The sequence below is a fragment of the Streptomyces sp. NBC_01474 genome (assembly GCF_035918215.1).
GTDB lineage: Bacteria > Actinomycetota > Actinomycetes > Streptomycetales > Streptomycetaceae > Streptomyces > Streptomyces aureus.
On sequence record NZ_CP109449.1, the window covers coordinates 6,000,828 to 6,022,631 of the forward strand.

Genomic DNA, 21,804 nt, shown 5'->3' on the forward strand with positions numbered 1-21,804 from the left:
TCTCGCGCGGTAGCGTCTGCGTCGCCAGGGTTGGCCTGGGTGAACGGCAGAGGGAGACCACACCGTGAGCGTGAGCAAGATCGTGCGCCCGGCAGCCGAGGGGATGGACCCGTTCGGGACGGCCCGTCTGCGGCGTGGGGTCCTCGACGCCTGGGCCGGCAGCCCGGCCCGCTTCCGTGAGGACGCCAACGCCGAGGAGGACCTCGCCCTCGGCGGCTACCGCGACCGTCTCGTCGTCGAACTCGCCCAGAACGCCGCCGACGCAGCCGCCCGAGCCGGTGTCCCCGGCCGCTTCTCCCTGACCCTGCGCGACGGCGTGCTCGTCGCCGCGAACACCGGCGCGCCGCTGGACGCCGCCGGTGTCGAGTCGCTGTCCACGCTGCGGGCCTCCGCCAAGCGTGAACAGGGCGACGGAGCGGTGGGCCGGTTCGGCGTCGGGTTCGCCGCCGTCCTCGCCGTGACCGACGAGCCCGCGGTCGTCGGCCGCACGGGCGGGGTGCGCTGGTCGCTGGCCGAGGCGCGCGGCCTCGCCGCCGACACGGCGCGGCACAGCCCCGGCCTCGGCGACGAACTGCGCCGCCGGGACGGCCATGTGCCGCTGCTCAGGCTCCCGTTCGCCGCGGAGGGCTCGGCCCCGGACCCGTACGAGACCGTCGTGATCCTGCCGCTGCGCGACGCCGCGGCGGAGGCGCTCGCAGCGCGGCTCATCGACGCCATCGACGACACGCTCCTCCTCGCCCTGCCCGGTCTCGACGAGGTCGTCGTGGAGACCGGGTCGGGGACCCGCATCCTGCGCCGCAGGACCGACGGGCCGTACGTGGCGGTGGACGACGAGCGCGAGGACGCCGCGTCCGGCGGGCGCGAGAGCGTCACGACCCGCTGGCGTGTCCTCGTCCGCAACGGCCCGCTCGAAGCCGCACTCCTCGCCGACCGGCCCCTCGAAGAGCGCCTCCGCCCGCACTGGTCCGTGACCTGGGCCGTGCCCGTGGACACGGACGGCGCCCCCGAGCCGCCCCGCAGCGCGCCCGTGCTCCACGCGCCGACCCCCAGCGACGAACCGCTCGGCGTGCCCGCCCTGCTCATCGCCTCGTTCCCCCTCGACACGACCCGGCGGCACGCCGCCCCCGGGCCGCTCACCGACTTCCTGGTGGAGCGCGCCGCCGACGCCTACGCCGAACTCCTCGCCGGATGGCGCCCGGTGAGCACCGCTGTCCTCGGCCTGGTGCCGGGCCCGCTCGGCCGGGGCGAGCTGGACGGCAGCCTGCGCGGGGCGATCCTGGCCCGGCTGCCGCGCACCGCGTTCCTGCCGCCCGCGCTGCCGCGCACGAAGGACGACGCCGACGGACTGCCCGAGACGCTGCGGCCGCGCGAGGCCGAGGTCGTCGAGGGCGCCGGCGCCGAGACCGTGCGGGTCCTCGCCGAGGTCCTGCCGTGCCTGCTGCCCGCCGGACTCGAACGCCGCGTCGAGCTGCGGACCCTGGAGGTCGCCCGGGTCCCGCTGACGGAGGCGGTCGACCGGCTCGCCGGCCTGGAGAAGGAGCCGGGCTGGTGGCGGCGCCTTTACGACAGCCTCGCGGGCGTCGACCCGGACCGGCTCACCGGGCTCCCGGTGCCGCTGGCCGGTGGGCGTACGACCATCGGGCCGCGGCAGGTGCTGCTGCCCATGCCGGACGCGACACCGGGTGAGTCGCTCGCCCGGCTCGGCCTCAAGGTCGCCCACGTGGACGCCGCGCACCCGCTGCTCGAAAAGCTGGGCGCACTGCCCGCGACGCCCCGCGCCGTTCTGACGACCCCTCAGGTGCGGGCGGCCGTCGCCGGTTCGCTCGACGACGACGTCTGGTCCCTCGACGACGACGGCCCGGTCGGCGTGGACGAGCTGGCCGAGCTGGTCCTCACCCTCGTACGGGACGCGAACCTGGAGCCCGGGGACGAGCCGTGGCTGGGTGCGCTCGCGCTGCCCGACGACGAGGGCGAGCTGGCGCCCGCCGGTGAACTCGTGCTGCCCGGCAGCCCGTTCGCGCAGGTCGTCCGCGAGGGCGAACTCGCCATGGTGGACGGCGACCTCGCCGAGCGGTGGGGTGAGCAGCCGCTCGCCGCGTGCGGTGTCCTCGCCGGGTTCGCCCTGGTCCGCGCCGCCGACGTGGTCCTCGACCCGGACGAACTCGACCCGCGCGACGGCGACTTCGCGGAGCCGGACGACGCGGGCCTGCTCGACGCGGTCGACGTGTGGTGCGAGGACGTACTCGACCGGCTGCCCGACACCCCCGTGCCGCCCGTCGCCACCGAACTCGTCGCCGTACGCGACCTGGACCTCGTCGACGACGACCGCTGGCCCCAGGCCCTCGCCCTGCTGTCCCGTCCGCCGCTGCGTGACGCCCTCACCCAGCCCGTACGGGTCCTGCTGCCCGACGGCACGCACGAGATCGTCCGCCCGTACACGGCCTGGTGGCTGCGCGACCACCCCGTCCTCGACGGCCGCCGGCCGGCCGGCCTGCGCGCGGCGGGCGGAGACCCGCTGCTCGCCGGGCTCTACGACCCGGCGGACGCGACCGGGTTCGAGGACGAGCAGGTGCTGCGCGCACTCGGCGTACGCACCTCCGTCGCCGCGCTCCTCGACGAGCCCGGCGGCGCGGCCGAGCTCCTCGACCGGCTCGCCGACCCGGAGCGCGAGGTCGGCGCGGCCCAACTCCACGCCCTGTACGGGGCGCTGGCCGACCTCGACCCGGAGCAGGTGACCCTGCCCGACGAGTTGCGGGCCGTGGTGGACGGTGAGGTCAGGGTCGTGGACGCGGCCGACGCCGTCGTCGCGGACGCGCCCGATCTGCTGCCTCTGGCCGGCGGGCTGGCCCTGCTGCCGGTGAGTCCGGAACGGGCCGCGGATCTGGCGGACCTGTTCCAGGTGCGACGGCTGAGCGCGACCGCGGACGCCGAGGTCACCCAGGAGGGCGCCGGACATCCGGTGCCGCAGTCCGTACGCACCCTGCTCGGACCGGCGACCCCGCAGAGGTACGTCGAGCACGAGGAGCTGTTCGTCGCCGGGGTGGAGGTCGACTGGCGGCGCACGTCCGACGGCACGGTCCACGCCTCGACCCTGGAGGGCGTGGCGGCGGGCCTGGCGTGGGCGGCGGGCCAGTGGCCGCGCCGCTTCGAGGTCGCGGCCCTGCTGGAGGACCCTTCCCGCACCGCGGAGTTGGCCCGGGACCGCTGGTTCGACTGAGTGTGCTTCAGGGGCACGGGCGAGTGCGGGCAAGTAAAGGTAAAGGTGATCACAAGAGTTCACCGCCCGTACAACCGATCCCTCCAGTCGCATGTCTGATCTTGCGAGCCAACAGGCTCCTAGATCACTTGGGTCCCGCGTGACGGCATCAACACCGTGGGACCCCTTCTCCAACTTGGGGAACACATGCGCATACGTGCCACCATGGCCGCCGCGACGGTGACCGGCTCTCTCGCCCTGGCCGCTTTCGCCGTGCCGGCCGCGCAGGCCACCGACCAGCCGAGCCTGGCGCAGGCTCACCAGGTCGCCCAGAAGGCTGCGGGGCACTCGGCTCCGCAGGCCCGTTCGCTGACCGCCACCGAGGCCGGCGACCCATACGTGATGGACGCCACCTTCTCGAACATCAAGGTGAACAGCGGTAAGTCCGCCATCGTTGTCGGCACCACCAACACGGTGCACGTCTCGTACAGCTTCACCTTCACCCACGGCTCGGACGTGGACCCGACGGCCGACGACTTCGTCCCGGGCGTCGACCTCTACCGCACCGACGAGGGGAACGCCCTGTTCGGCGACGCCCCGGCGACCTGCACGGCCGCCTCGTCGACTGTCGCGAACTGCAAGGGCAGCATCGACATCAACCCGCAGGAGGCGCTGACCAACGTCGACGCCGGAGCCAAATGGACCGGCGAGGCGTTCGCCGTCGCGTACAACGGCCAGGACCCGGACAGCCCCAGCGACCCGAGCAAGATCGGCACCGCGTACCAGGACGCCGTGTCGTCCAACGCCCTGCAGCGCTACTCCAAGCTCACCGTCAACGCGTCCCCCGAGCCCGTGAAGAAGGGCGGCACGCTCACCATCACGGGCGCCCTGACCCGCGCGAACTGGGACACCCACAAGTACGCCGGCTACACCAGCCAGTCGGTGAAGCTGCAGTTCCGCAAGACGAGCTCCTCGACGTACCCGACGACGTACCTGAAGTCGGTCACGTCGTCCTCGACCGGCTCGCTGAAGACCACGTCCACGGCCACGTACGACGGCTACTGGCGCTACAACTTCCTCGGCACCTCCACCACCCCGGCCGTCAAGGCCACGGGTGACTTCGTCGACGTGCGGTAGAAGTCCTAGACGGGAAAGCGGCGGTCGACCCAGCGCCACAGGAATTCCAGGGCGACCGCCGCCACCGCCGCGATGCCGACCGCCGTCCACGGCATCGACACGCCCACCAGCTTCAGCGCGAAGAAGTCCTGGAGCCACGGCACCACGAGGACGAGCAGGAACGCCGCGCCCATCGCGGCCACCAGGCACACCCGCCACCAGGTGTAGGGCCGCGCGATGATGGCGAGGACCCACATCGACACGAGGAACAGCGTCAGCGTCGCCGAACTCGTCTCGGCGTCGAGCATGCCGGAGCCCGTGTAGGAGTGCCGGGCGATCATGTACGTCACAAAGGTGGCGGCCCCGGCGACGACGCCCCCCGGGATCGCGTACCGCATCACCCGCCTCACGAACTGCGGTTTGGCCCGCTCCTTGTTGGGCGCGAGCGCAAGGAAGAACGCGGGGATGCCGATCGTCAGCGTCGACAGCAGCGTCAGGTGCCGCGGCAGGAACGGGTACTCGACCTGGAAGCAGACCACGAGGACGGCGAGCAGCACCGAGTAGACCGTCTTGACCAGGAACAGGGACGCGACGCGCGTGATGTTCCCGATGACGCGGCGGCCCTCGGCGACGACCGACGGCAGCGTGGAGAAGCTGTTGTTGAGGAGCACGATCTGCGCGACGGCGCGGGTCGCCTCCGAGCCCGAGCCCATGGAGACGCCGATGTCGGCGTCCTTGAGGGCGAGCACGTCGTTCACTCCGTCGCCCGTCATCGCGACCGTGTGCCCGTGGGACTGGAGCGCACCGACCATGTCGCGCTTCTGCTGCGGGGTGACGCGGCCGAACACCGTGTTCTCGTCGAGGGCCTTGGCCATCCCGGGCTGGTCGGCGGGGAGCGTGCGGGCGTCGACCGTGTCCTGCGCGCCCGCGAGGCCCAGCTTCCCGGCGACGGCGCCCACCGACACCGCGTTGTCCCCGGAGATGACCTTCGCGTGGACGTCCTGGTCGGCGAAGTACCGCAGCGTGTCCGCCGCGTCGGGCCGCAGCCGCTGCTCCATGGCGACCAGGGCGACGGCCTCGGCGCCCTCCTTGACCGCCGGGTCGTCGAGGTCGCCACGGGCGCGGGCGAGCAGCAGGACACGCAGGCCCCGGTGGTTGAGCTCTTCGGTCTCGGCGAGCACCGGGTGCCCGGCCGGCAGGAGGACGTCGGGCGCGCCGAGCAGCCAAGCGCTGGAGGTGCCGTCGCCCTCGCTGAACGCGGCGCCGCTGTACTTGCGGGCAGAGGAGAAGGGCAGCGACTCGGTGCAGCGCCACTCCTCACTGTCGGGGTAGGCGTCGATGATCGCCTGGAGCGAGGCGTTGGGCCGCGGGTCGGACTCGCCGAGTGCGCCGAGGGCCTTGCGTATGTAGCCCTCGTCGGCGTCGCCGAGCGGGCGCAGCTCGGTGACGTCCATGCCGCCCTCGGTGAGGGTGCCCGTCTTGTCGAGGCAGACGGTGTCGACGCGGGCGAGGCCCTCGATGGCGGGGAGTTCCTGGACGAGGCACTGCTTGCGGCCGAGGCGGATCACGCCGATCGCGAAGGCGACGGAGGTGAGCAGGACGAGCCCCTCGGGGACCATCGGCACGATGCCGCCGACGGTCCGTGCGACGGAGTCCTTGAAGTCGGTCTGCTTGACCACGAGCTGGCTGATGACGAGGCCGATCGCGGTCGGGATCATCATCCAGGTGACGTACTTGAGGATCGTGGAGATGCCGGTGCGCAGCTCGGAATGGACGAGGGTGAAGCGGCTGGCCTCCTCGGCGAGCTGCGCGGCGTAGGCCTCGCGGCCGACCTTCGTGGCGGTGAACGCGCCGCCGCCGGCGACGACGAAGCTGCCGGACATGACCTGGTCGCCGTGGTGCTTGACGACGGGGTCGGCCTCGCCGGTGAGCAGGGACTCGTCGATCTCGAGCCCGTCGGCCTCGGCGCACACGCCGTCCACGACGATCTTGTCGCCCGGCCCGATCTCGATCAGGTCGCCCAGGACGATGGCGGAGGTGGAGATCTCGGTGGCGCGCCCTTCGCGCCGGACCGTCGGTTTCGCCTCGCCGATGACGGCGAGTGAGTCGAGGGTCTTCTTGGCGCGCAGCTCCTGGATGATGCCGATGCCGGTGTTCGCGAGGATGACGTAGCCGAAGAGGCTGTCCTGGAACGGCGCGACGAACAGCATGACCAGCCAGAGGACGCCGATGATCGCGTTGAACCGCGTGAAGACGTTGGCGCGGATGATCTCGGTGGTGGAGCGGGAGCTGCGGACCGGTATGTCGTTGACCTCGCCGCGCGCGACGCGCTCGGCCACCTCGCCGGTGGTGAGCCCCCTCGCCCGCTGGGGGAGCGGCACCGGGTGGACCGGGTCCAGCTCGGCGCCCGCGTCGATGTGCGTCATGCAAACGACAGTACGGGCGGATTTGCGGCTTCACCCCTCGGGTGCGCCAAAGATCCGACCAGGGGAGGACATGGAGGGGCGGGGGCCGGTCCCGTGGTTGTACGCGGGCGGCGCGCCGGCCGCCGCCCGGGTGCCGGGCCGGCCGCTACTCGGGTGCCGGGCCCGCCTCGGCGGCGGCGCGCTTGAGCGCCGCGTCGCGCCCCCGTACGTACCAGATGCCGATGAGCCCGAGTCCGGCGCCGGCCAGGCAGGTCCACACCCACCAGGTGTGGCCGTGCTCGTCGAACCAGCCGTAGAACGGCAGCTGCACCAGGAAGAGGACGAACCACAGGATCGTGCCGCCCGTGATGGTGGCGACCACGGGCCCTTCAAGGGGCTCGGGTGCCTCGTGCTTGGGGGTCCACTTCTCCATGGGCACAGCTTACGAGGAGCACGAAACGACGTCTTCAGTCGCCCCGGACCCCTTATGGGTCAAGGGTCTACGCGCGGAGATAGCGAATTCTTGCTCATATGTTCATACTGAAACGGCCTGAGTCTGGCCACTTCTGTTCGTAGAAAACGCCAAACAGCGCCCCCACAAGCACACGATCCAGAGGTCATCCATGTCCAGCTCGGCCCCCGCCCCGGTCGATCTCATCGAGCCGCCGTCGGCCCCCAAGAGCGGCCTCGACCGCTACTTCAAGATCTCCGAGCGGGGCTCGTCGGTCAGCCGGGAGATCCGTGGCGGCTTCGCCACCTTCTTCGCGATGGCCTACATCATTGTGCTGAACCCGATCATTCTCGGCAGCGCGAAGGACATGTACGGGCACCAGCTCGACAACGGCCAGCTGGTCACCGCGACCGCGCTCACCGCCGCGTTCACCACCCTGCTCATGGGCGTCATCGGCAACGTCCCGATCGCGCTCGCCGCCGGCCTCGGCGTGAACACCGTCGTGGCCCTCCAGCTCGCGCCCCGCATGTCGTGGCCGGACGCGATGGGCATGGTCGTCCTCGCGGGCTTCGTCGTGATGCTCCTGGTGGCGACCGGTCTGCGTGAGCGCGTCATGAACGCCGTGCCGCTCGGCCTGCGCAAGGGCATCGCGATCGGTATCGGCCTGTTCATCATGCTGATCGGCCTGGTCGACTCGGGCTTCGTCTCCCGCATCCCGGACGCCGCGCACACCACGGTGCCGCTCCAGCTCGGCAGCGACGGTCACCTCAACGGCTGGCCCGTCCTCATCTTCGTGCTCGGTGTGCTCCTCACCCTCGCGCTGATCGTGCGCAAGGTGCCGGGCGCCATCCTGATCTCCATCGTCGTCATGACGCTCGTCGCGGTGTTCATCGACGCGGTCGCCAACGTCCCGAGCTGGGGCCTGACGACGCCCAAGTGGCCCGGCAACCCGGTCGAGATGCCGGACTTCGGTCTGGTCGGCCAGGTCAGCCTGTTCGGCGGCTTCGACAAGGTCGGCCTGCTGACCGGCATCCTCTTCGTCTTCACCGTGCTGCTGTCGTGCTTCTTCGACGCGATGGGCACGATCATGGGCATCAGCGACGAGGCCAAGCTGACCGACAAGGACGGTCAGATGCCCGGCATGAACAAGGTCCTCTTCATCGACGGCATCGCCGTCGCCGCGGGCGGCGCCTCGTCCTCGTCGGCCACCACCTGCTTCGTGGAGTCCACCGCCGGTGTCGGCGAAGGCGCCCGCACCGGTTTCGCCAACGTGATCACCGGCGGTCTCTTCGCCGTCGCGCTGTTCCTCACGCCGATCGCCACGATGGTCCCGTCCCAGGCCGCCACGCCCGCGCTGCTCGCGGTGGGCTTCCTGATCCTGTCGGGGTCGATCGGGGCCATCGACTGGAGCGACTACACGATCGCCATCCCGGCCTTCGTGACGATGCTGATGATGCCGTTCACGTACTCGATCACCAACGGCATCGGGATGGGCTTCATCAGCTTCACCGTGCTGCGGGTCGCGGCGGGCCGTGCCCGTTCGGTGCCGGTCGCGATGTACATCGTCGCGGGTGTCTTCGCCTTCTACTACCTGATGCCGGCGCTGGGCCTGACCTGAGCGCCCTGACGGGGCGCGGCAAACCGCGCACCCGGCTCCTGACGGCCCGCAGGTCTCACGCGGCCCCGTAGAAAGCCTCTGTCTTCTCGACGGACGTCGCGAAGCGTTCGTCGAAGTCGTCTCGAATGAGCGTCCGGATCACATAGTCCTGGACGCTCATTCCTCTTTTGGCGGCGTGGGTCTTGAGCCGGTCGAGCAGCTCACCGTCTATCCGCAGGCTGAGCACTGTCGATCCCATGCGCAACAGGGTCGCGGGCCCCTGTCCGCCCGTGTGTCACTTTTCGTGGCCACGTCACTCATACGGGTGACGGAGGGGGTCGCGGAGGATTCAGTGGGCGGAGTCACGGGAACCCGAGTGGTCTTTAGAAAGAGTAATGAGTTAAGCTAAGGACATGCCGGATCTCTCCCATGGCGACGACGCGGCCGCAGTGAACGCCTTGCGCTCAGCGGTGATGCGCCTGTCGCGCCGACTCAAGCACCAGCGGGTCGACGAGTCGCTGAGCCCCACAGAAATGTCGGTGCTCGGCACCCTCGCCCGCTGCGGCAGCGCGACTCCGGGCGAACTCGCCCGCAAGGAGCACGTGCAGCCGCCGTCGATGACCCGCATCGTCGCGCTGCTGGAGGCCAAGGGGCTCGTCCGGCTGGAGCCGCATCCCGAGGACCGGCGACAGAAGGTCGTCACCTCCACCGAGCAGGCCGAGGCCATGCTCGAAGAGAGCCGCCGCAAGCGCAACGCGTGGCTGGCCTCGCTCGTGGAGAACCTGGACGAGGACGAGTGGGCCAAGATCCGCGCCGCCGCCCCCGTCCTGGAGAAGCTCGCCCACCTGTAAGCCCCTGTGCCATGCCCCTCGGGGCGTCGTCGACCTGCCTTCACGGCCGCCAAGGAGGCGAACCCGCATTGAGTACGGGACCCGGAGCAGACTCCGCCCCCGCACCAACCGCCCTCGACAAGACCGACCACCCCCGCAAGAGCTCGATGTTCAGCTCGCTGAAGATCCGTAACTACCGGCTCTTCGCGACCGGGGCCGTCGTTTCCAACACCGGCACCTGGATGGCCCGCATCACCCAGGACTGGCTGGTGCTCAGCATCACCGGCTCCTCGGCGGCCGTCGGTATCACCACCGCCATGCAGTTCCTGCCGATGCTCCTGTTCGGCCTCTACGGCGGCGTCATAGCCGACCGCTTCGCCAAGCGGAACCTCCTGTTCGTCACCCAGGGCGCCATGAGCCTGTCCGGGCTCTTCCTCGCCGCGCTCACTCTCACCGGGAACGTCCAGGTCTGGCACGTCTACGTCGCGGCCTTCTTCACCGGCCTCGTCACCGTCGTCGACAACCCGACCCGCCAGTCCTTCGTCTCCGAGATGGTCGGCCCCGACCAGGTCCGCAACGCGGTCAGCCTGAACTCGGCGAACTTCCAGTCGGCACGCCTGATCGGTCCCGCGGTCGCGAGTGCACTCACCGCTGCCGTCGGTCCGGGCTGGGCGTTCCTCGCCAACGGACTGTCCTTCCTCGCCCCGCTCACCAGCCTCTGCCTGATGCGCACCCGCGAGCTGCACCACACCCCGCGCGCCCCGCGCGGCAAGGGCCGGCTCCGCGAGGGCCTCGACTACGTCTCCAAGCACCCCGAGCTGATCTGGCCGATCGTCCTCGTCGGCTTCGTCGGCACCTTCGGCTTCAACTTCCCGATCTGGCTGAGCGCCTACGCCGACGACGTCTTCCACGGCGGGGTCGGCATGTACGGCGTGTTCAACACGCTCATGGCCCTCGGCTCGCTGGCCGGTGCGCTGCTCGCCGCGCGGCGCCGCTCCACCCGGCTGCGCGTCCTCGCGGGAGCCGCGGTCGGCTTCGGTGTCCTGGAGGTCGTGGCCGCGTTCGCGCCCGACGTCTGGGTCTTCGCGCCGCTGATCGTGCTGCTCGGCATCCTCGGCCTCACGGTCAACGTGACCGCGAACTCGTCCGTCCAGATGGCCACCGATCCCGAGATGCGGGGCCGCGTCATGTCCCTGTTCATGATGGTGTTCACGGGCGGTACGCCGCTCGGCGGGCCCCTGTTCGGCTGGATCGCCGACCAGTACGGGGTCCGGATCAGCTTCGCCCTCGGCGGCCTCGTGTGCGCCACGGCCGCGGTCGGCGTCGGACTGATGCTGGCCCGCGCCGCGAACCTGCGGCTCAAGCTCGACCTGCGCCGCGGACAGCAGCACGTGCAGTTCGTACCGCGCGAGCAGCTGGCCACGGCGGCCTGAGCCGAGGGGCCCGACCGTCAGACGCGCCGGGCCAGGACCTGGCCCGGCCAGACGCCGTCGGGCCCGATGAACGCCTCGGTGCGGACGAAGCCGTTCGCCTCGTAGAACGCGACGAGCTTGCCGTCGTCGCCCGCGTAGCAGTCGACGCGCAGGAGCGGGACGCCCGCCCTGCGCGTCTCCTGTACGGCGTGGGCGAGCAGCGCGGCGCCCGCCCCGCTGCCGTGCCGGGCCGCGAGCAGATGGACGTAGCGCTCGGGCTCACCGGCCGGCTCCACGTACGAGCCGGGTCCCTCGGAGAGCGTGAGCGTGCCGACCGGGGCGCCGTCGACCTCGGCGATCCATGGTTGGCCCTTGGCCACGTACTCCTCGACCATCGCCACGGCCCGCGGACGCTGCGACCACGGCCTCTCGCCCCACTGCCCCGTGCGCCCCTGTGACACCAGCCACTCCATGGCGCCGTCGAACAGGCCGACTATGGCAGGGATGTCCGCGGTACTGCCCTTTCTGATCTCCATACGGGGACACTAATCCCGTGAGACTTTTCGCAGCAGTGCTTCCGCCGGACGAGGCGGTGGCCGAACTGGGGCGCGCCGTCGACCGGTTGACGGGTTCCGAGGGGGCCGAGGGCCTGCGGTGGACCGGCCCTCCGGGCTGGCACTTCACGCTGGCCTTCTACGGCGAAGTGCCCGACGAGACCGTGCCCGAACTGTCGCGGCGCCTGGAACGGGCCGCGGCCCGCACCGCGCCCTTCCCGCTCGCCCTGCGCGGCGGCGGGCACTTCGGGGACCGGGCCCTGTGGGTGGGCGCGGCCGGTGACGTGGCGGCGCTTCGGCGGCTCGCCGAGCGGGCCGGGGCCGCGGCCCGCAAGGCCGGCCTCGACACGGAGGAGCACCGCCACTACCGGCCGCACCTCACGCTGGCCCGCGGCTCCGGCGCCGTCCACCTCACGCCGTACGCGGCCGCCCTCGACACCTTCACCGGTGAACAGTGGACGGTCGGCGAGCTGGCACTCGTCCGCAGCCGGCTGCCGACGTCCGGGGTACGCGGCGAGCGGCCCCGCTACGAGAAGGTCGGCGGCTGGCCTCTTTCGGCCACGGGTTAATCTCGAAGCGTGGACCCGAAGAGCCGTAACCGGATCATGGCCGTTGTGCTGATGCTGATGTTCGCCGTCGTCGCAGTGGCGGCCGCGGTCGGAAAGTGACCGCGGCCGCGCCGCGCCGTACCCGCGGCCGCACTGCTACCAGGCCGCGCGAGGCCCCGCCCTACCAGGCGAACGCCTCCGGTGAAGGGCCCGGGCCAGGGAAGATCTCGTCCAGGCCCGTGAGGACCTCCTCGCTCAGTTCCAGCTCGACCGCGCGCAGCGCCGAGTCGAGCTGTTCCGAGGTGCGCGGGCCGACGATGGGCCCGGTGACGCCGGGACGGGTCAGCAGCCAGGCCAGCGCCGCCTCGCCGGGCGCGAGGCCGTGCTTGTCGAGCAGGTCCTCGTAGGCCTGGAGCTGGGCACGCGTCTCCGGGTTCGCGAGCGCGTCCGCGGCCCGGCCGCTCGCGCGACGCCCGCCCTCGACCTCCTTCTTGATGACCCCGCCCAGCAGACCGCCGTGCAGCGGCGACCAGGGGATGACCCCGAGGCCGTACTCCTGCGCGGCCGGGATGACCTCCATCTCGGCGCGGCGCTCCGCGAGGTTGTAGAGGCACTGCTCGCTGACGAGACCGAGGGTGCCGCGCGCGGCCGCCTTCTCGTTGGCCTGGGCGATCTTGTAGCCGGGGAAGTTCGACGATCCGGCGTACAGGATCTTGCCCTGCTGGATCAGGACGTCGACGGCCTGCCAGATCTCCTCGAAGGGGGTCTCACGGTCGACGTGGTGGAACTGGTAGATGTCGATGTAGTCCGTCCCCAGCCGCTTGAGGCTGGCCTCGACGGCGCGGCGGATGTTGACCGCGGAGAGCTTGTCGTGGTTGGGCCAGGGCGAATCGGTGCCCGCGCCGGCCATGTTGCCGTAGACCTTCGTGGCCAGGACCGTCTTGTCCCGCCGGTCGCCGCCCTGGGCGAACCAGCTGCCGATGATCTCCTCGGTACGGCCCTTGTTCTCGCCCCAGCCGTAGACGTTGGCGGTGTCGAAGTAGTTGATCCCCGAGGCCAGCGCCGTGTCCATGATCGCGTGGCTGTCGGCCTCGTCGGTCTGCGGACCGAAGTTCATCGTGCCGAGAACGAGCCGGCTGACCTTGAGTCCTGTGCGTCCGAGCTGCGTGTACTTCATGAGTCCCCAGCCAACGACGTGGAGTGGACTCTAGGCAAGGCCCCCGGGCCGGGCGTTCGGCGGACCCCACGCCTGTCGCATCGCACGCGCGAACGTGTCCGCGAGCTTGCGCTCACCGCTCGCGTTCGGGTGCGTGCCGTCGTAGGTGTCCACGTGGATGTCGTACGACTCCGGCACCGACGCGAGGAGCAGGGGGGAGCGGCCCGAGTCGAGGTCGGCGACCGCCTTCGCGAGGAGCGTGTTGAAGTGCGCGACCTCCGCGGCGAACGGCGCGTCCGTCTCGGCGCGCACGTTCGGTATGACCGGCAGCAGGACCATCCGCACCCGCGAGTTCGCGGCGCGGGCGCCGGCGACGAAGCGGCGCACGTTCTGCGCGGTCTGCTCAGCGTTCGTGTAGAAGCCCAGATCGATCAGGCCGAGCGAGATCAGCAGGACGTCGGTGCGGGCGAGCGCGACCGCCTCCTCGATGACGGGCGCCATGTGCAGCCAGCCCTCGCCCCAGCCCGCGAGATGGGCGCGCGGGAATGCGGGGTCCGCGTCCGCGTAGTCGTGCGACACCGCGGCGTTCGCCGTCTTGTCGTAGAGCGTCTCGCGCGGCCCGGCGATCTCGAACGCGCCGTCGCCGTACGCGGCCCGCAGATGCTGCCACATCCGGTAACGCCAGGTGAGTTCGCCCGCGCTGCCTATCGTCATGGAGTCGCCGACGAATGTGAACCTGAGCATCCGCTCATCATCGCGGATCACGGGCGGGCGGAGTGTGTGACGCTGAGCACGCCCTGGCAAGCTGGGGGCATGCGTTCGTTTCTGGGTGCGGCCGGAGCCGCCGTCGTTCTCGCGTTCGGTGTCACCGCTCCCGCCGTGGCGGACGACCCCGGCAGCGACGGGTTCACCATCAAGGACCCCCGCATCACCGAGTCCAGCGGCCTCGCCGCGTCCCGGATCCACCCGGGCATCTACTGGACCCACAACGACAGCAGCGACGGCGCGTACCTGTACGCGATCGACGGCAGGACCGGCAAAACCGTCGCCACCCTCACCCTGACCGGCGTCGGCGCCCCACGCGACGTCGAGGCCATCTCCATCGGCCCCGACAACAACCTTTACGTCGGCGACATCGGCGACAACCTCGGCGGCAAGTGGTCCCACGTGTGGATCTACAAGCTGCCGGAGCCGAAGGAACTGCGCGACCAGACCGTGCGGGCGACGCAGTTCACCGTGCAGTACGCGGACGGGCCCCGCAACGCCGAGGCGCTGATGGTCCATCCGAAGACCGGACGCGTCTACATCGCCGAGAAGAACGAGGACGGCGGCGGCCTCTACGAGGGCCCCCAGAACCTGTCCGCGTCGGGCACGAACGTCTTCCGCCGCGTCTCCGGCATCGACCTGTGGGTGACGGACGGCGCATTCTCGCCCGACGGCAAACACCTCGCCCTGCGCGGCTACTTCGGCGGGATCTCGTACGCCTGGAAGGACGGCAAGCCCGAGCGTGAGGGGCAGCTGAACGTGCCGGTGCAGCCCCAGGGCGAGTCCGTCACGTACACCGCCGACGGGAAGACGCTGCTCTACGGGAGCGAGGGCCGGGGCAGTTCGGTGCAGCCCGTACAGGTTGGCGACGGGTCCGGCGGCGACTCGAAGTCGCCCTCGGGGAGCGGTGGTTCGGGCGACGGACCCATCGACACGGGGCTCAGCGCGAGCGCGGTCGGGCTCGTCGTCGCGGTCATCGCCGTCTTCGGGATCGGGCGGCTGCTGAGGCGGCCGAAGAAGTAGCGCGGCCGGGGCAGGCACTCCCCGGGCGTTCTGTCACCCTCTACGCCGATGGGGCGCCCGGCGGAAGTGCCGGGCGCCCCATCGGCGTAGAACCGGTGTGACTAGAGCTTCTCGATCACGTAGTCGATGCACTTCGTCAGTGCCTCGACGTCCGCCGGGTCGATCGCCGGGAACATCGCGACGCGCAGCTGGTTGCGGCCCAGCTTGCGGTACGGCTCCGTGTCGACGATGCCGTTGGCGCGAAGCACCTTGGCGACCGCGGCCGCGTCGATCTCGTCCGAGAAGTCGATCGTGCCGATGACCTGCGAACGCTTCGCCGCGTCCGTGACGAACGGCGTCGCGTGCTTCGAGTCCTCGGCCCAGCTGTACAGGCGCGTCGAGGAGTCCTTGGTGCGGGCCGTCGTCCAGGCCAGACCGCCCTGGCTGTTCATCCACTCCAGCTGCTCACCGAGCAGGAACAGCGTCGCGAGCGCCGGGGTGTTGTACGTCTGGTTCTTGCGGGAGTTGTCGATCGCCGTCGGCAGCGAGAAGAACTCCGGGATGTGGCGGCCCGACGCGTGGATGCGCTCGGCGCGCTCCAGGGCGGCCGGCGAGAACGCCGCCAGCCACAGGCCGCCGTCCGACGCGAACGACTTCTGCGGAGCGAAGTAGTAGACGTCTGTCTCGGCGATGTCGACGGGCAGACCGCCGGCGCCGGAGGTCGCGTCCACCAGGACGAGGGCGCCCTCGTCGGCACCCGCCACGCGCTTGATCGGGGCGGCGACACCGGTGGAGGTCTCGTTGTGCGTGAGGCCGTACACGTCGACGCCCGCCTCGGCCTGCGGCTCGGGGTGCGTGCCGGGGTCGGAGGCGATGACGGTCGGCTCGGCCAGCCACGGGGCCAGCTTCGAGGCCTTCGCGAACTTGGACGAGAACTCACCGAAGTTCAGGTGCTGCGACTTGTTCTCGATCAGGCCGTGCGTCGCCACGTCCCAGAAGGCGGTGGAGCCGCCGTTGCCCAGGATCACCTCGTAGCCCTCGGGGAGCTGGAAGAGGTCCTTGACCCCTTCGCGCACCCGGCCGACCAGGTTCTTCACCGGGGCCTGGCGATGGGAGGTGCCGAGCAGGGACGTGCCGGTGGCGGCCAGGGCGTCCAGCGCCTCCGTGCGCACCTTGGAGGGGCCCGCGCCGAAACGTCCGTCGGCGGGCTTGATGTCAGCGGGAATCTGGATCTCAGCCACGGGGCGAGCCTAGCGGCTCGCGGGAGCCTGGAATCACCGTGTCCGCCCGGTGAGACTCACGGTCCCGCCACGGGGCACCGCCCCGGCCCCCGGCTCCTCTCCTCAAACGCTGGAGGGGCTGGAACGGCACCCCGGCGCTTCGCATCAGCCGAACAGCCGTACCGGCAGCTCGAACAGGTCGTTCTGGGTCACCACCGGCTTGTGGCGCAGGGCCGTGGGCGGGACGGCGAGGGTGAGGCCGGGGAAGCGGGCGTAGAGCGCGGGCAGCGCCACCGCCGCCTCCAGGCGGGAGAGCGCCGCCCCCGGGCACACGTGCGGGCCGTGGCCGAACGAGATGTGGCGGTTCGGGGAGGTGCGTGTGATGTCGAAGTCACCCGCGCTGGGGCCGTGGGCGGCCTCGTCCCGGCCGATCGCCCCGTACGACACGATCAGCGCGTCGCCCTTCGCGATCACCTTGTCGCCGACCGGTACGTCCTCGGCGGCGAAGCGGATCAGGACGTGCGACGTCGGTGTGGAGTGGCGTAGCGTCTCCTCGACCACGGCCTCCCACGGGACCTCGCCGGAGAGGACCTGGGCGAGCTGCTCCGGGTGGGCGGACAGGTTCACCACGGCGTTGACGATCAGCGAGATCGTCGTCTCGTGGCCTGCCGCGACCATGAGCTGGAGCGTGGAGACGATCTCCTCGTCGGTGAGCCGGTCGCCGTCGTCGCCCGCCGCCAGGATCAGCGCGCTCGTCAGGTCGTCGCCGGGCTCGGAGCGCCGGGCCGCGACCGTGGCCGCCATGATCCCGGCCAGCTCCGTCAGCGTCGCGACGACCTCCGCCGGCGGGGTCTGCGTCGAGAAGAACTTCTCGAACAGGACCTTCAGGCGGGGCAGCGCCGAGTCGTCGATGCCCATCAGGTCGGCGATCACGTACATGGGGAGCGGATAGGCGAACGCGGCCTTGAGATCGACGGTGGCGCCGTCCTTGAGCAGGGCGTCCAGGAGTTCCCCGGTGCGCCGCGCGATCCGGTCGCGCATCAGCTCCACCCGGCGGGACGTGAGGGCCTGCGCGACGAGCGTGCGCAGTCTGCGATGGTCCTCGCCGTCGACCGTCAGCATGGAACGGCCCGGGTTGGCGAGGCCGATCAGCGGCCAGTCGGCCGGGATCTCGCCGCGCCGCCACGCGTCCCACACCTCGATGTCCTTCACCAGGCGCCGGTCCGTGAGGAGTTGACGTGCCTCCGCATGGTGCGTGACCGCCCATACGGGTACGCCGCCCGGCAGCTCGGCCTCGGCGAGGGGCCCCGCGGCGCGCAGTGCGGCGCTCTCGGCGTCGAGGTCGGTGACGAACGGGTCGAGGGCTATGCGGGGCATGGGAGTTGCTCCTGTCGTGGCGAACTGTTGTCGTTCCCGGGGGAGATGCATGCTGGGAGGCATGACTGCCACCGCGGGAAACCAGGACCCGGAAGGTATCGCGAGGGCACTGCGCGGCGTCGTGCGCGGGGAGGTCGACTTCTCCGCGGCCGCGCGGGCCCTGATGACCATGGACGCGTCGAACTACCGGAGAGTTCCCGTCGGCGTCGTGGCGCCGCGAGACGCCGAGGACGTGGCGGCCGTGCTCGCGGCCTGCAGGGAGCACGGGGTGCCGGTCGTGGCGCGCGGGGGCGGTACGTCGATCGCGGGGCAGGCGACCGGGACGGGCGTCGTCATGGACTTCACGCGGCACATGAACCGGATTGTGGACGTTGATCCGGACGCGCGAACTGCCGTGGTGCAGCCGGGAGTTGTGCTCGACAGGCTCCAGGAAGCGGGCGCGCCGCACGGTCTGCGGTTCGGGCCCGACCCGTCGACGCACAGTCGGTGCACGCTCGGCGGGATGATCGGGAACAACTCGTGCGGGTCGCATTCGGTGGCCTATGGAACGACAGCTGACAATATCTGTTCTCTGTCATCTGTCATCTGTCAATCCAACGGTGACATTCGTCAGCGCACCCTGGCTCGTGGCTGGCAAGGCGCCCCCGACGGCCTCCGTCCGCTGATCGAGGGCGAGTTGGCGCTCCTGCGCACTGGATTCCCCGACCTGCCACGCCGTATCTCCGGGTACGCCGCCGACGCCCTGCTTCCCGAGAACGGTGTCGACCTCGCCCGGTTCTTCTGCGGCACCGAAGGCACCCTCGGCATCGTCACGGAGGCGACCGTCCGGCTCGTCGAGGCGCCACGCGCGCGTGCCCTCGCGGTGCTCGCCTACGCCGACGAGAGCGCCGCCGCCGAGGCCGCCGCGGGGCTCCTGCCGCACGGGCCGCTCACCGTCGAGGGCATGGCCGCCGACCTCGTACGGGAACAGGCCGGCCTGCCGAAGGGGGGCGCCTGGCTGTTCGTCGAGACCGGCGGCGACACCCCGGCACAGGCACGCGCGCATGCCGAGGCGATCGTGCGGGCCGCGGCCGACGGCACCACGGACTCCCTCATCGTCGACGACCCCGCGGGCCAGCGCGCCCTGTGGCGCATCCGCGAGGACGCCTCCGGCACCGCGACCCGCATGCCCGACGGCACCGAGGCGTGGCCCGGCTGGGAGGACTGCGCCGTGCCGCCCGCCCGCCTCGGCCCGTATCTGCGGGACTTCCGGGGGCTCCTGTCGCAGCACGGTCTGCGCGGCACCCCGTACGGGCATTTCGGCGACGGCTGCATCCACGTACGCATCGACTTCGACCTGCTCAGCGAGACCGGCGTGCGGCGCTTTCGGCGCTTCTCCGAGGATCTCGCCGAACTCGTCGTCGCGCACGGCGGATCGCTGTCCGGGGAGCACGGCGACGGGCAGGCCCGCGCCGAACTCCTGCCGAAGATGTACGGGCCCGAGCTGGTGGACCTCTTCGGGCGGATCAAGGACGTGTGGGACCCGCACGGCCTCCTCAATCCCGGCGTCCTCGTGCGCCCCGCCCGCCTCGACGAGAACCTGCGCTTCGCCGTCCTGCCGCGCGGTCCCGTCGACGTCGAGTTCGCCTACCCGCACGACGGCGGCGACTTCTCCGCCGCCGTACGCCGCTGCGTGGGCGTCGCCAAGTGCCGTACGGAAGCGGCCCCTTCGGGCGGCGTGATGTGCCCGTCCTTCCGGGTGACCGGCGAGGAGGCGCATTCCACGCGCGGGCGCGCGCGCCTGCTGCACGAGATGCTCGCCGGCGAGGTGGTCACGGACGGCTGGCAGTCCACGGAGGTACGGGACGCGCTCGACCTGTGCCTGTCGTGCAAGGGGTGCCGTACGGACTGTCCCGTCGGCGTCGACATGGCCACGTACAAGGCGGAGTTCCTGCACCACCACTACGAAGGCCGCAGGCGGCCCGCGGCGCACTACTCCATGGGGTGGCTGCCGCGCTGGCTGCGTCTCGTGCAGCACGCGCGCGCGGCGGGCGTCGTCAACACCCTGGCGCGCGTAGGGCCGTTGGCCGCTCTCGGCAAGCGGCTCGGTGGGATCGCCTCGGAGCGGAGGATTCCGCGGGTGGCCCCCGAGACGTTCAGCGCGTGGTGGCGGCGGGATCTGCGGCGAAGGGTGCAGGTGGCCCGGCGGGGCGGCGCGGCGCGGTTCGGCGGCGACGGGCCCGAGGTGGTCCTGTGGCCGGACACGTTCACGGAGCACCTCGCGCCGCAGGTCGGACGCGCCGCCGTGCGAGTCCTCGAAGAGGCGGGGCTCTCCGTCCTGCTGCCCCCGACGCGCGTCTTCGACTACCGGCCGGACGGCCTCTCGGCGGTCGCCGGGCTCCTCCCGTCGCGCCGCGGCCGCGTCTGCTGCGGCCTCACCTACGTCTCCACGGGCCAGCTCGACCGCGCCCGCGCCGTCCTGCGCCGCACCCTCGACCTGATGCGGCCGGTCATCGACTCGGGCCTGCCTGTCGTCGTCCTGGAGCCGAGCTGCGCCGCCGCCCTGCGCACCGACCTGCCGGAGCTGCTGCCGGACGAACCACGCGCCCGGCACCTCGCCGACTCGGTCCTCACGTTCGCCGAGGCCCTTGAGCGGTTCGCCCCGCACTGGGACCCGCCCCGCGTCGACCGCCCCGCCGTCGGCCAGACCCACTGCCACCAGCACGCGGTCCTCGGCGACGCGGCCGAGCGCCGACTACGCGAACGGGCCGGCCTGGACGGTGAGTTGAGCGGCGGCTGCTGCGGCCTCGCGGGCAACTTCGGCTTCGAGGAGGGGCATTACGACGTGTCGGTGGCCTGCGCGGAGGAGCAGCTTCTGCCGGCCGTCCGCGCCGCCGACGACGGGGCGGTGGTCCTCGCGGACGGCTTCTCGTGCCGCACCCAGCTGGAGCAGCTGGAGCGGGAAGGGGGCCGGCCGGGGCGGCACCTGGTCGAGGTCCTCGCGGAGGCGCTGGGGATCACTCCGTAGGGCGCGTTCCGTCGGATGGCATGTCCTCGTGGGTCGCTCCGTAGGAAGCGTCCCGTCGGACGGCACGACCTCCTGGCTCACTCCGTAGATCGCGCCCCGTCGGACGGCACGACCTCGTGGGCGAGTTCGATCAGGTCCCGTACGGCGGGGTGGCGTGGGCCGTCGCGCCAGGCGAGGACGACGGGCAGGTCGGGGGCGTCGGTCAGCGGGACGTAGACGACGCCCGGGTGCGGGTGCATGCCGGGAGTGGCCGTCGTCGTGACGCCCACCGCGCGGTCGGCCGCGATGGCCGCGAGCCAGTCGTCCGTGTTCGCCACGGTGATCGTCGCGGTCGGCCGGGCGGCGGGCGGCCAGAGGTCGAGGGCGGTGGTGCCGGAGACGGTGTTCACGGCGATGGTGTGGCCGGAGAGATCGGCGAGCGTGAGCGCGTCGCGCGGGGCGAGGGGGCTGTCGGACGGTACGGCCGCGACCCGGCTCTCCGTGTGCAGGAGCTCGGTGACCAGGCCCGGCGCGTCCACGGGCCCGCGCAGCAGTGCGACGTCGACGGCGCCGCGGGTCAGCCCGGCCGTGCGGTCGTCGATGCGCAGGAGTTCGAGCGGCACGTCGGGGTACCGCTCGCGCCAGCACCGCAGCAGGGGCGTGGTGTACGGGCCCGCCGCCGACCAGGCGTGCCCGAGCCGCAGCGGGCGCCGCACGGCGCGGACGGAGTCCAGGGCGTCCTCGAACGCGGCGACGGCGGCCGCCGCGCTCTCCTGGAACGCGCGCCCTTCGGCGGTCAGCGCGAGGTGGTGGGTGGAGCGGTCGACGAGCCGTACGCCGAGCGCGTCCTCGAGGATCGCGAGGGTGCGCGAGACGGCGGGCTGGGTGAGGCGGAGCCGGGCGGCGGCGCGTGTGACGTTGCCCTCCTCGGCGATGGCGAGGAAGCAGCGCAGATGGCGCAGCTCCAGCGAGTGGAGGGCGTACGGACCGCTCATGTCTGCGGAGCATAACGGGAGCACAGTCGGCATTTCACGGACCGCGCGCGGCGGTCTTAGCGTGGCAGGTGGGCTTGCGCCGCGCTGAACGTACGGGCGGTGGAACGTCAGCCGTAAAAGGGGTCCACGATCATGACGTGGTGTACTACCTTGGACGGTGGAGTCCACCCTATTGAACTGTGGGGGGTGGCGGT

17 protein-coding genes are annotated in these 21,804 nt (G+C 71.5%); 8 read left to right on the forward strand and 9 right to left on the reverse strand.

Annotated elements, in window-relative coordinates:
• Positions 1-70 precede the first annotated feature (70 nt).
• Positions 71-3,217 carry a sacsin N-terminal ATP-binding-like domain-containing protein gene (locus tag OG758_RS27625; RefSeq protein WP_326716047.1) on the forward strand — a complete coding sequence of 1,049 codons (3,147 nt, stop codon included), beginning with the start codon at positions 71-73 and terminating at the stop codon, positions 3,215-3,217.
• A 186-nt stretch (positions 3,218-3,403) separates the two neighbouring features.
• On the forward strand, positions 3,404-4,333 hold the full coding sequence (locus tag OG758_RS27630) for a hypothetical protein (RefSeq protein ID WP_326712417.1): 930 nt from the start codon (positions 3,404-3,406) through the stop codon (positions 4,331-4,333).
• 5 nt (positions 4,334-4,338) lie between these two features.
• Here OG758_RS27630 and OG758_RS27635 read toward each other — a convergent pair whose 3' ends face one another.
• Positions 4,339-6,738: an HAD-IC family P-type ATPase gene (locus tag OG758_RS27635; protein ID WP_326712418.1), complete on the reverse strand. Its 2,400-nt coding sequence runs from the start codon at positions 6,736-6,738 to the stop codon at positions 4,339-4,341.
• Positions 6,739-6,883: 145 nt separating this feature from the next.
• Positions 6,884-7,150: a DUF2530 domain-containing protein gene (locus tag OG758_RS27640; protein WP_326712419.1), complete on the reverse strand. Its 267-nt coding sequence runs from the start codon at positions 7,148-7,150 to the stop codon at positions 6,884-6,886.
• Positions 7,151-7,340: 190 nt separating this feature from the next.
• Here OG758_RS27640 and OG758_RS27645 point away from each other — a divergent pair, with 190 nt between their 5' ends.
• On the forward strand, positions 7,341-8,786 hold the full coding sequence (locus OG758_RS27645) for an NCS2 family permease (protein ID WP_326712420.1): 1,446 nt from the start codon (positions 7,341-7,343) through the stop codon (positions 8,784-8,786).
• A gap of 55 nt (positions 8,787-8,841) precedes the next feature.
• Here the strand turns inward: OG758_RS27645 and OG758_RS27650 are convergent, their stop codons facing one another.
• Positions 8,842-9,024: a ribbon-helix-helix protein, CopG family gene (locus OG758_RS27650; protein ID WP_326712421.1), complete on the reverse strand. Its 183-nt coding sequence runs from the start codon at positions 9,022-9,024 to the stop codon at positions 8,842-8,844.
• Positions 9,025-9,178: 154 nt separating this feature from the next.
• Here OG758_RS27650 and OG758_RS27655 point away from each other — a divergent pair, with 154 nt between their 5' ends.
• Together OG758_RS27655 and OG758_RS27660 are read left to right on the forward strand one after the other, a co-directional pair.
• Positions 9,179-9,616 (forward strand): MarR family winged helix-turn-helix transcriptional regulator, encoded by a 438-nt coding sequence (locus OG758_RS27655; RefSeq protein ID WP_100595753.1) that lies wholly within the window; start codon positions 9,179-9,181, stop codon positions 9,614-9,616.
• 68 nt (positions 9,617-9,684) lie between these two features.
• The gene (locus OG758_RS27660; RefSeq protein ID WP_326712422.1) at positions 9,685-11,028 is read left to right on the forward strand and encodes an MFS transporter; all 1,344 of its coding nucleotides are present in this window, start codon (positions 9,685-9,687) and stop codon (positions 11,026-11,028) included.
• Positions 11,029-11,045: 17 nt separating this feature from the next.
• Here OG758_RS27660 and OG758_RS27665 read toward each other — a convergent pair whose 3' ends face one another.
• Positions 11,046-11,543: a GNAT family N-acetyltransferase gene (locus tag OG758_RS27665; RefSeq protein WP_326712423.1), complete on the reverse strand. Its 498-nt coding sequence runs from the start codon at positions 11,541-11,543 to the stop codon at positions 11,046-11,048.
• A 17-nt stretch (positions 11,544-11,560) separates the two neighbouring features.
• On the opposite strand from OG758_RS27665, the gene thpR reads away from it, so the two are divergent.
• A complete protein-coding gene (gene thpR, locus OG758_RS27670) occupies positions 11,561-12,130 on the forward strand; it encodes an RNA 2',3'-cyclic phosphodiesterase (protein ID WP_326712424.1) in 570 nt (189 codons plus the stop codon).
• A gap of 160 nt (positions 12,131-12,290) precedes the next feature.
• On the opposite strand, the gene OG758_RS27675 is transcribed toward thpR, so the two are convergent.
• On the reverse strand, positions 12,291-13,286 hold the full coding sequence (locus tag OG758_RS27675) for an aldo/keto reductase (protein ID WP_227295449.1): 996 nt from the start codon (positions 13,284-13,286) through the stop codon (positions 12,291-12,293).
• A 30-nt stretch (positions 13,287-13,316) separates the two neighbouring features.
• On the reverse strand, positions 13,317-14,009 hold the full coding sequence (locus OG758_RS27680) for a GDSL-type esterase/lipase family protein (protein ID WP_326712425.1): 693 nt from the start codon (positions 14,007-14,009) through the stop codon (positions 13,317-13,319).
• Positions 14,010-14,078: 69 nt separating this feature from the next.
• Between OG758_RS27680 and OG758_RS27685 the strand changes: the two genes are divergently transcribed.
• A complete protein-coding gene (locus OG758_RS27685; protein ID WP_326712426.1) occupies positions 14,079-15,053 on the forward strand; it encodes a WD40 repeat domain-containing protein in 975 nt (324 codons plus the stop codon).
• Positions 15,054-15,154: 101 nt separating this feature from the next.
• Here OG758_RS27685 and serC read toward each other — a convergent pair whose 3' ends face one another.
• The gene (gene serC, locus OG758_RS27690) at positions 15,155-16,273 is read right to left on the reverse strand and encodes a phosphoserine transaminase (RefSeq protein WP_326712427.1); all 1,119 of its coding nucleotides are present in this window, start codon (positions 16,271-16,273) and stop codon (positions 15,155-15,157) included.
• Between the two features lie 144 nt (positions 16,274-16,417).
• Positions 16,418-17,629 carry a cytochrome P450 family protein gene (locus tag OG758_RS27695; RefSeq protein ID WP_326712428.1) on the reverse strand — a complete coding sequence of 404 codons (1,212 nt, stop codon included), beginning with the start codon at positions 17,627-17,629 and terminating at the stop codon, positions 16,418-16,420.
• Between the two features lie 61 nt (positions 17,630-17,690).
• On the opposite strand from OG758_RS27695, the gene OG758_RS27700 reads away from it, so the two are divergent.
• Complete coding sequence (locus tag OG758_RS27700; protein WP_326712429.1) at positions 17,691-20,636, forward strand: FAD-binding and (Fe-S)-binding domain-containing protein; 2,946 nt, start codon at positions 17,691-17,693, stop codon at positions 20,634-20,636.
• Between the two features lie 77 nt (positions 20,637-20,713).
• On the opposite strand, the gene OG758_RS27705 is transcribed toward OG758_RS27700, so the two are convergent.
• A complete protein-coding gene (locus OG758_RS27705) occupies positions 20,714-21,643 on the reverse strand; it encodes a LysR family transcriptional regulator (protein ID WP_382060627.1) in 930 nt (309 codons plus the stop codon).
• Between the last annotated feature and the right edge of the window lie 161 nt (positions 21,644-21,804).

Bases quoted from the DNA above. Each gene is read 5' to 3' on its own strand.
- OG758_RS27675 (WP_227295449.1), bottom strand. From the start codon at position 13,286: ATGAAGTACACGCAGCTCGGACGCACAGGACTCAAGGTCAGCCGGCTC.
- OG758_RS27685 (WP_326712426.1), top strand. From the start codon at position 14,079: ATGCGTTCGTTTCTGGGTGCGGCCGGAGCCGCCGTCGTTCTCGCGTTC.
- OG758_RS27665 (WP_326712423.1), bottom strand. From the start codon at position 11,543: ATGGAGATCAGAAAGGGCAGTACCGCGGACATCCCTGCCATAGTCGGC.
- OG758_RS27635 (WP_326712418.1), bottom strand. From the start codon at position 6,738: ATGACGCACATCGACGCGGGCGCCGAGCTGGACCCGGTCCACCCGGTG.
- OG758_RS27650 (WP_326712421.1), bottom strand. From the start codon at position 9,024: ATGGGATCGACAGTGCTCAGCCTGCGGATAGACGGTGAGCTGCTCGAC.
- OG758_RS27640 (WP_326712419.1), bottom strand. From the start codon at position 7,150: ATGGAGAAGTGGACCCCCAAGCACGAGGCACCCGAGCCCCTTGAAGGG.
- OG758_RS27705 (WP_382060627.1), bottom strand. From the start codon at position 21,643: ATGCCGACTGTGCTCCCGTTATGCTCCGCAGACATGAGCGGTCCGTAC.
- OG758_RS27630 (WP_326712417.1), top strand. From the start codon at position 3,404: ATGCGCATACGTGCCACCATGGCCGCCGCGACGGTGACCGGCTCTCTC.
- OG758_RS27700 (WP_326712429.1), top strand. From the start codon at position 17,691: ATGACTGCCACCGCGGGAAACCAGGACCCGGAAGGTATCGCGAGGGCA.
- OG758_RS27680 (WP_326712425.1), bottom strand. From the start codon at position 14,009: ATGCTCAGGTTCACATTCGTCGGCGACTCCATGACGATAGGCAGCGCG.
- OG758_RS27655 (WP_100595753.1), top strand. From the start codon at position 9,179: ATGCCGGATCTCTCCCATGGCGACGACGCGGCCGCAGTGAACGCCTTG.
- OG758_RS27695 (WP_326712428.1), bottom strand. From the start codon at position 17,629: ATGCCCCGCATAGCCCTCGACCCGTTCGTCACCGACCTCGACGCCGAG.
- OG758_RS27645 (WP_326712420.1), top strand. From the start codon at position 7,341: ATGTCCAGCTCGGCCCCCGCCCCGGTCGATCTCATCGAGCCGCCGTCG.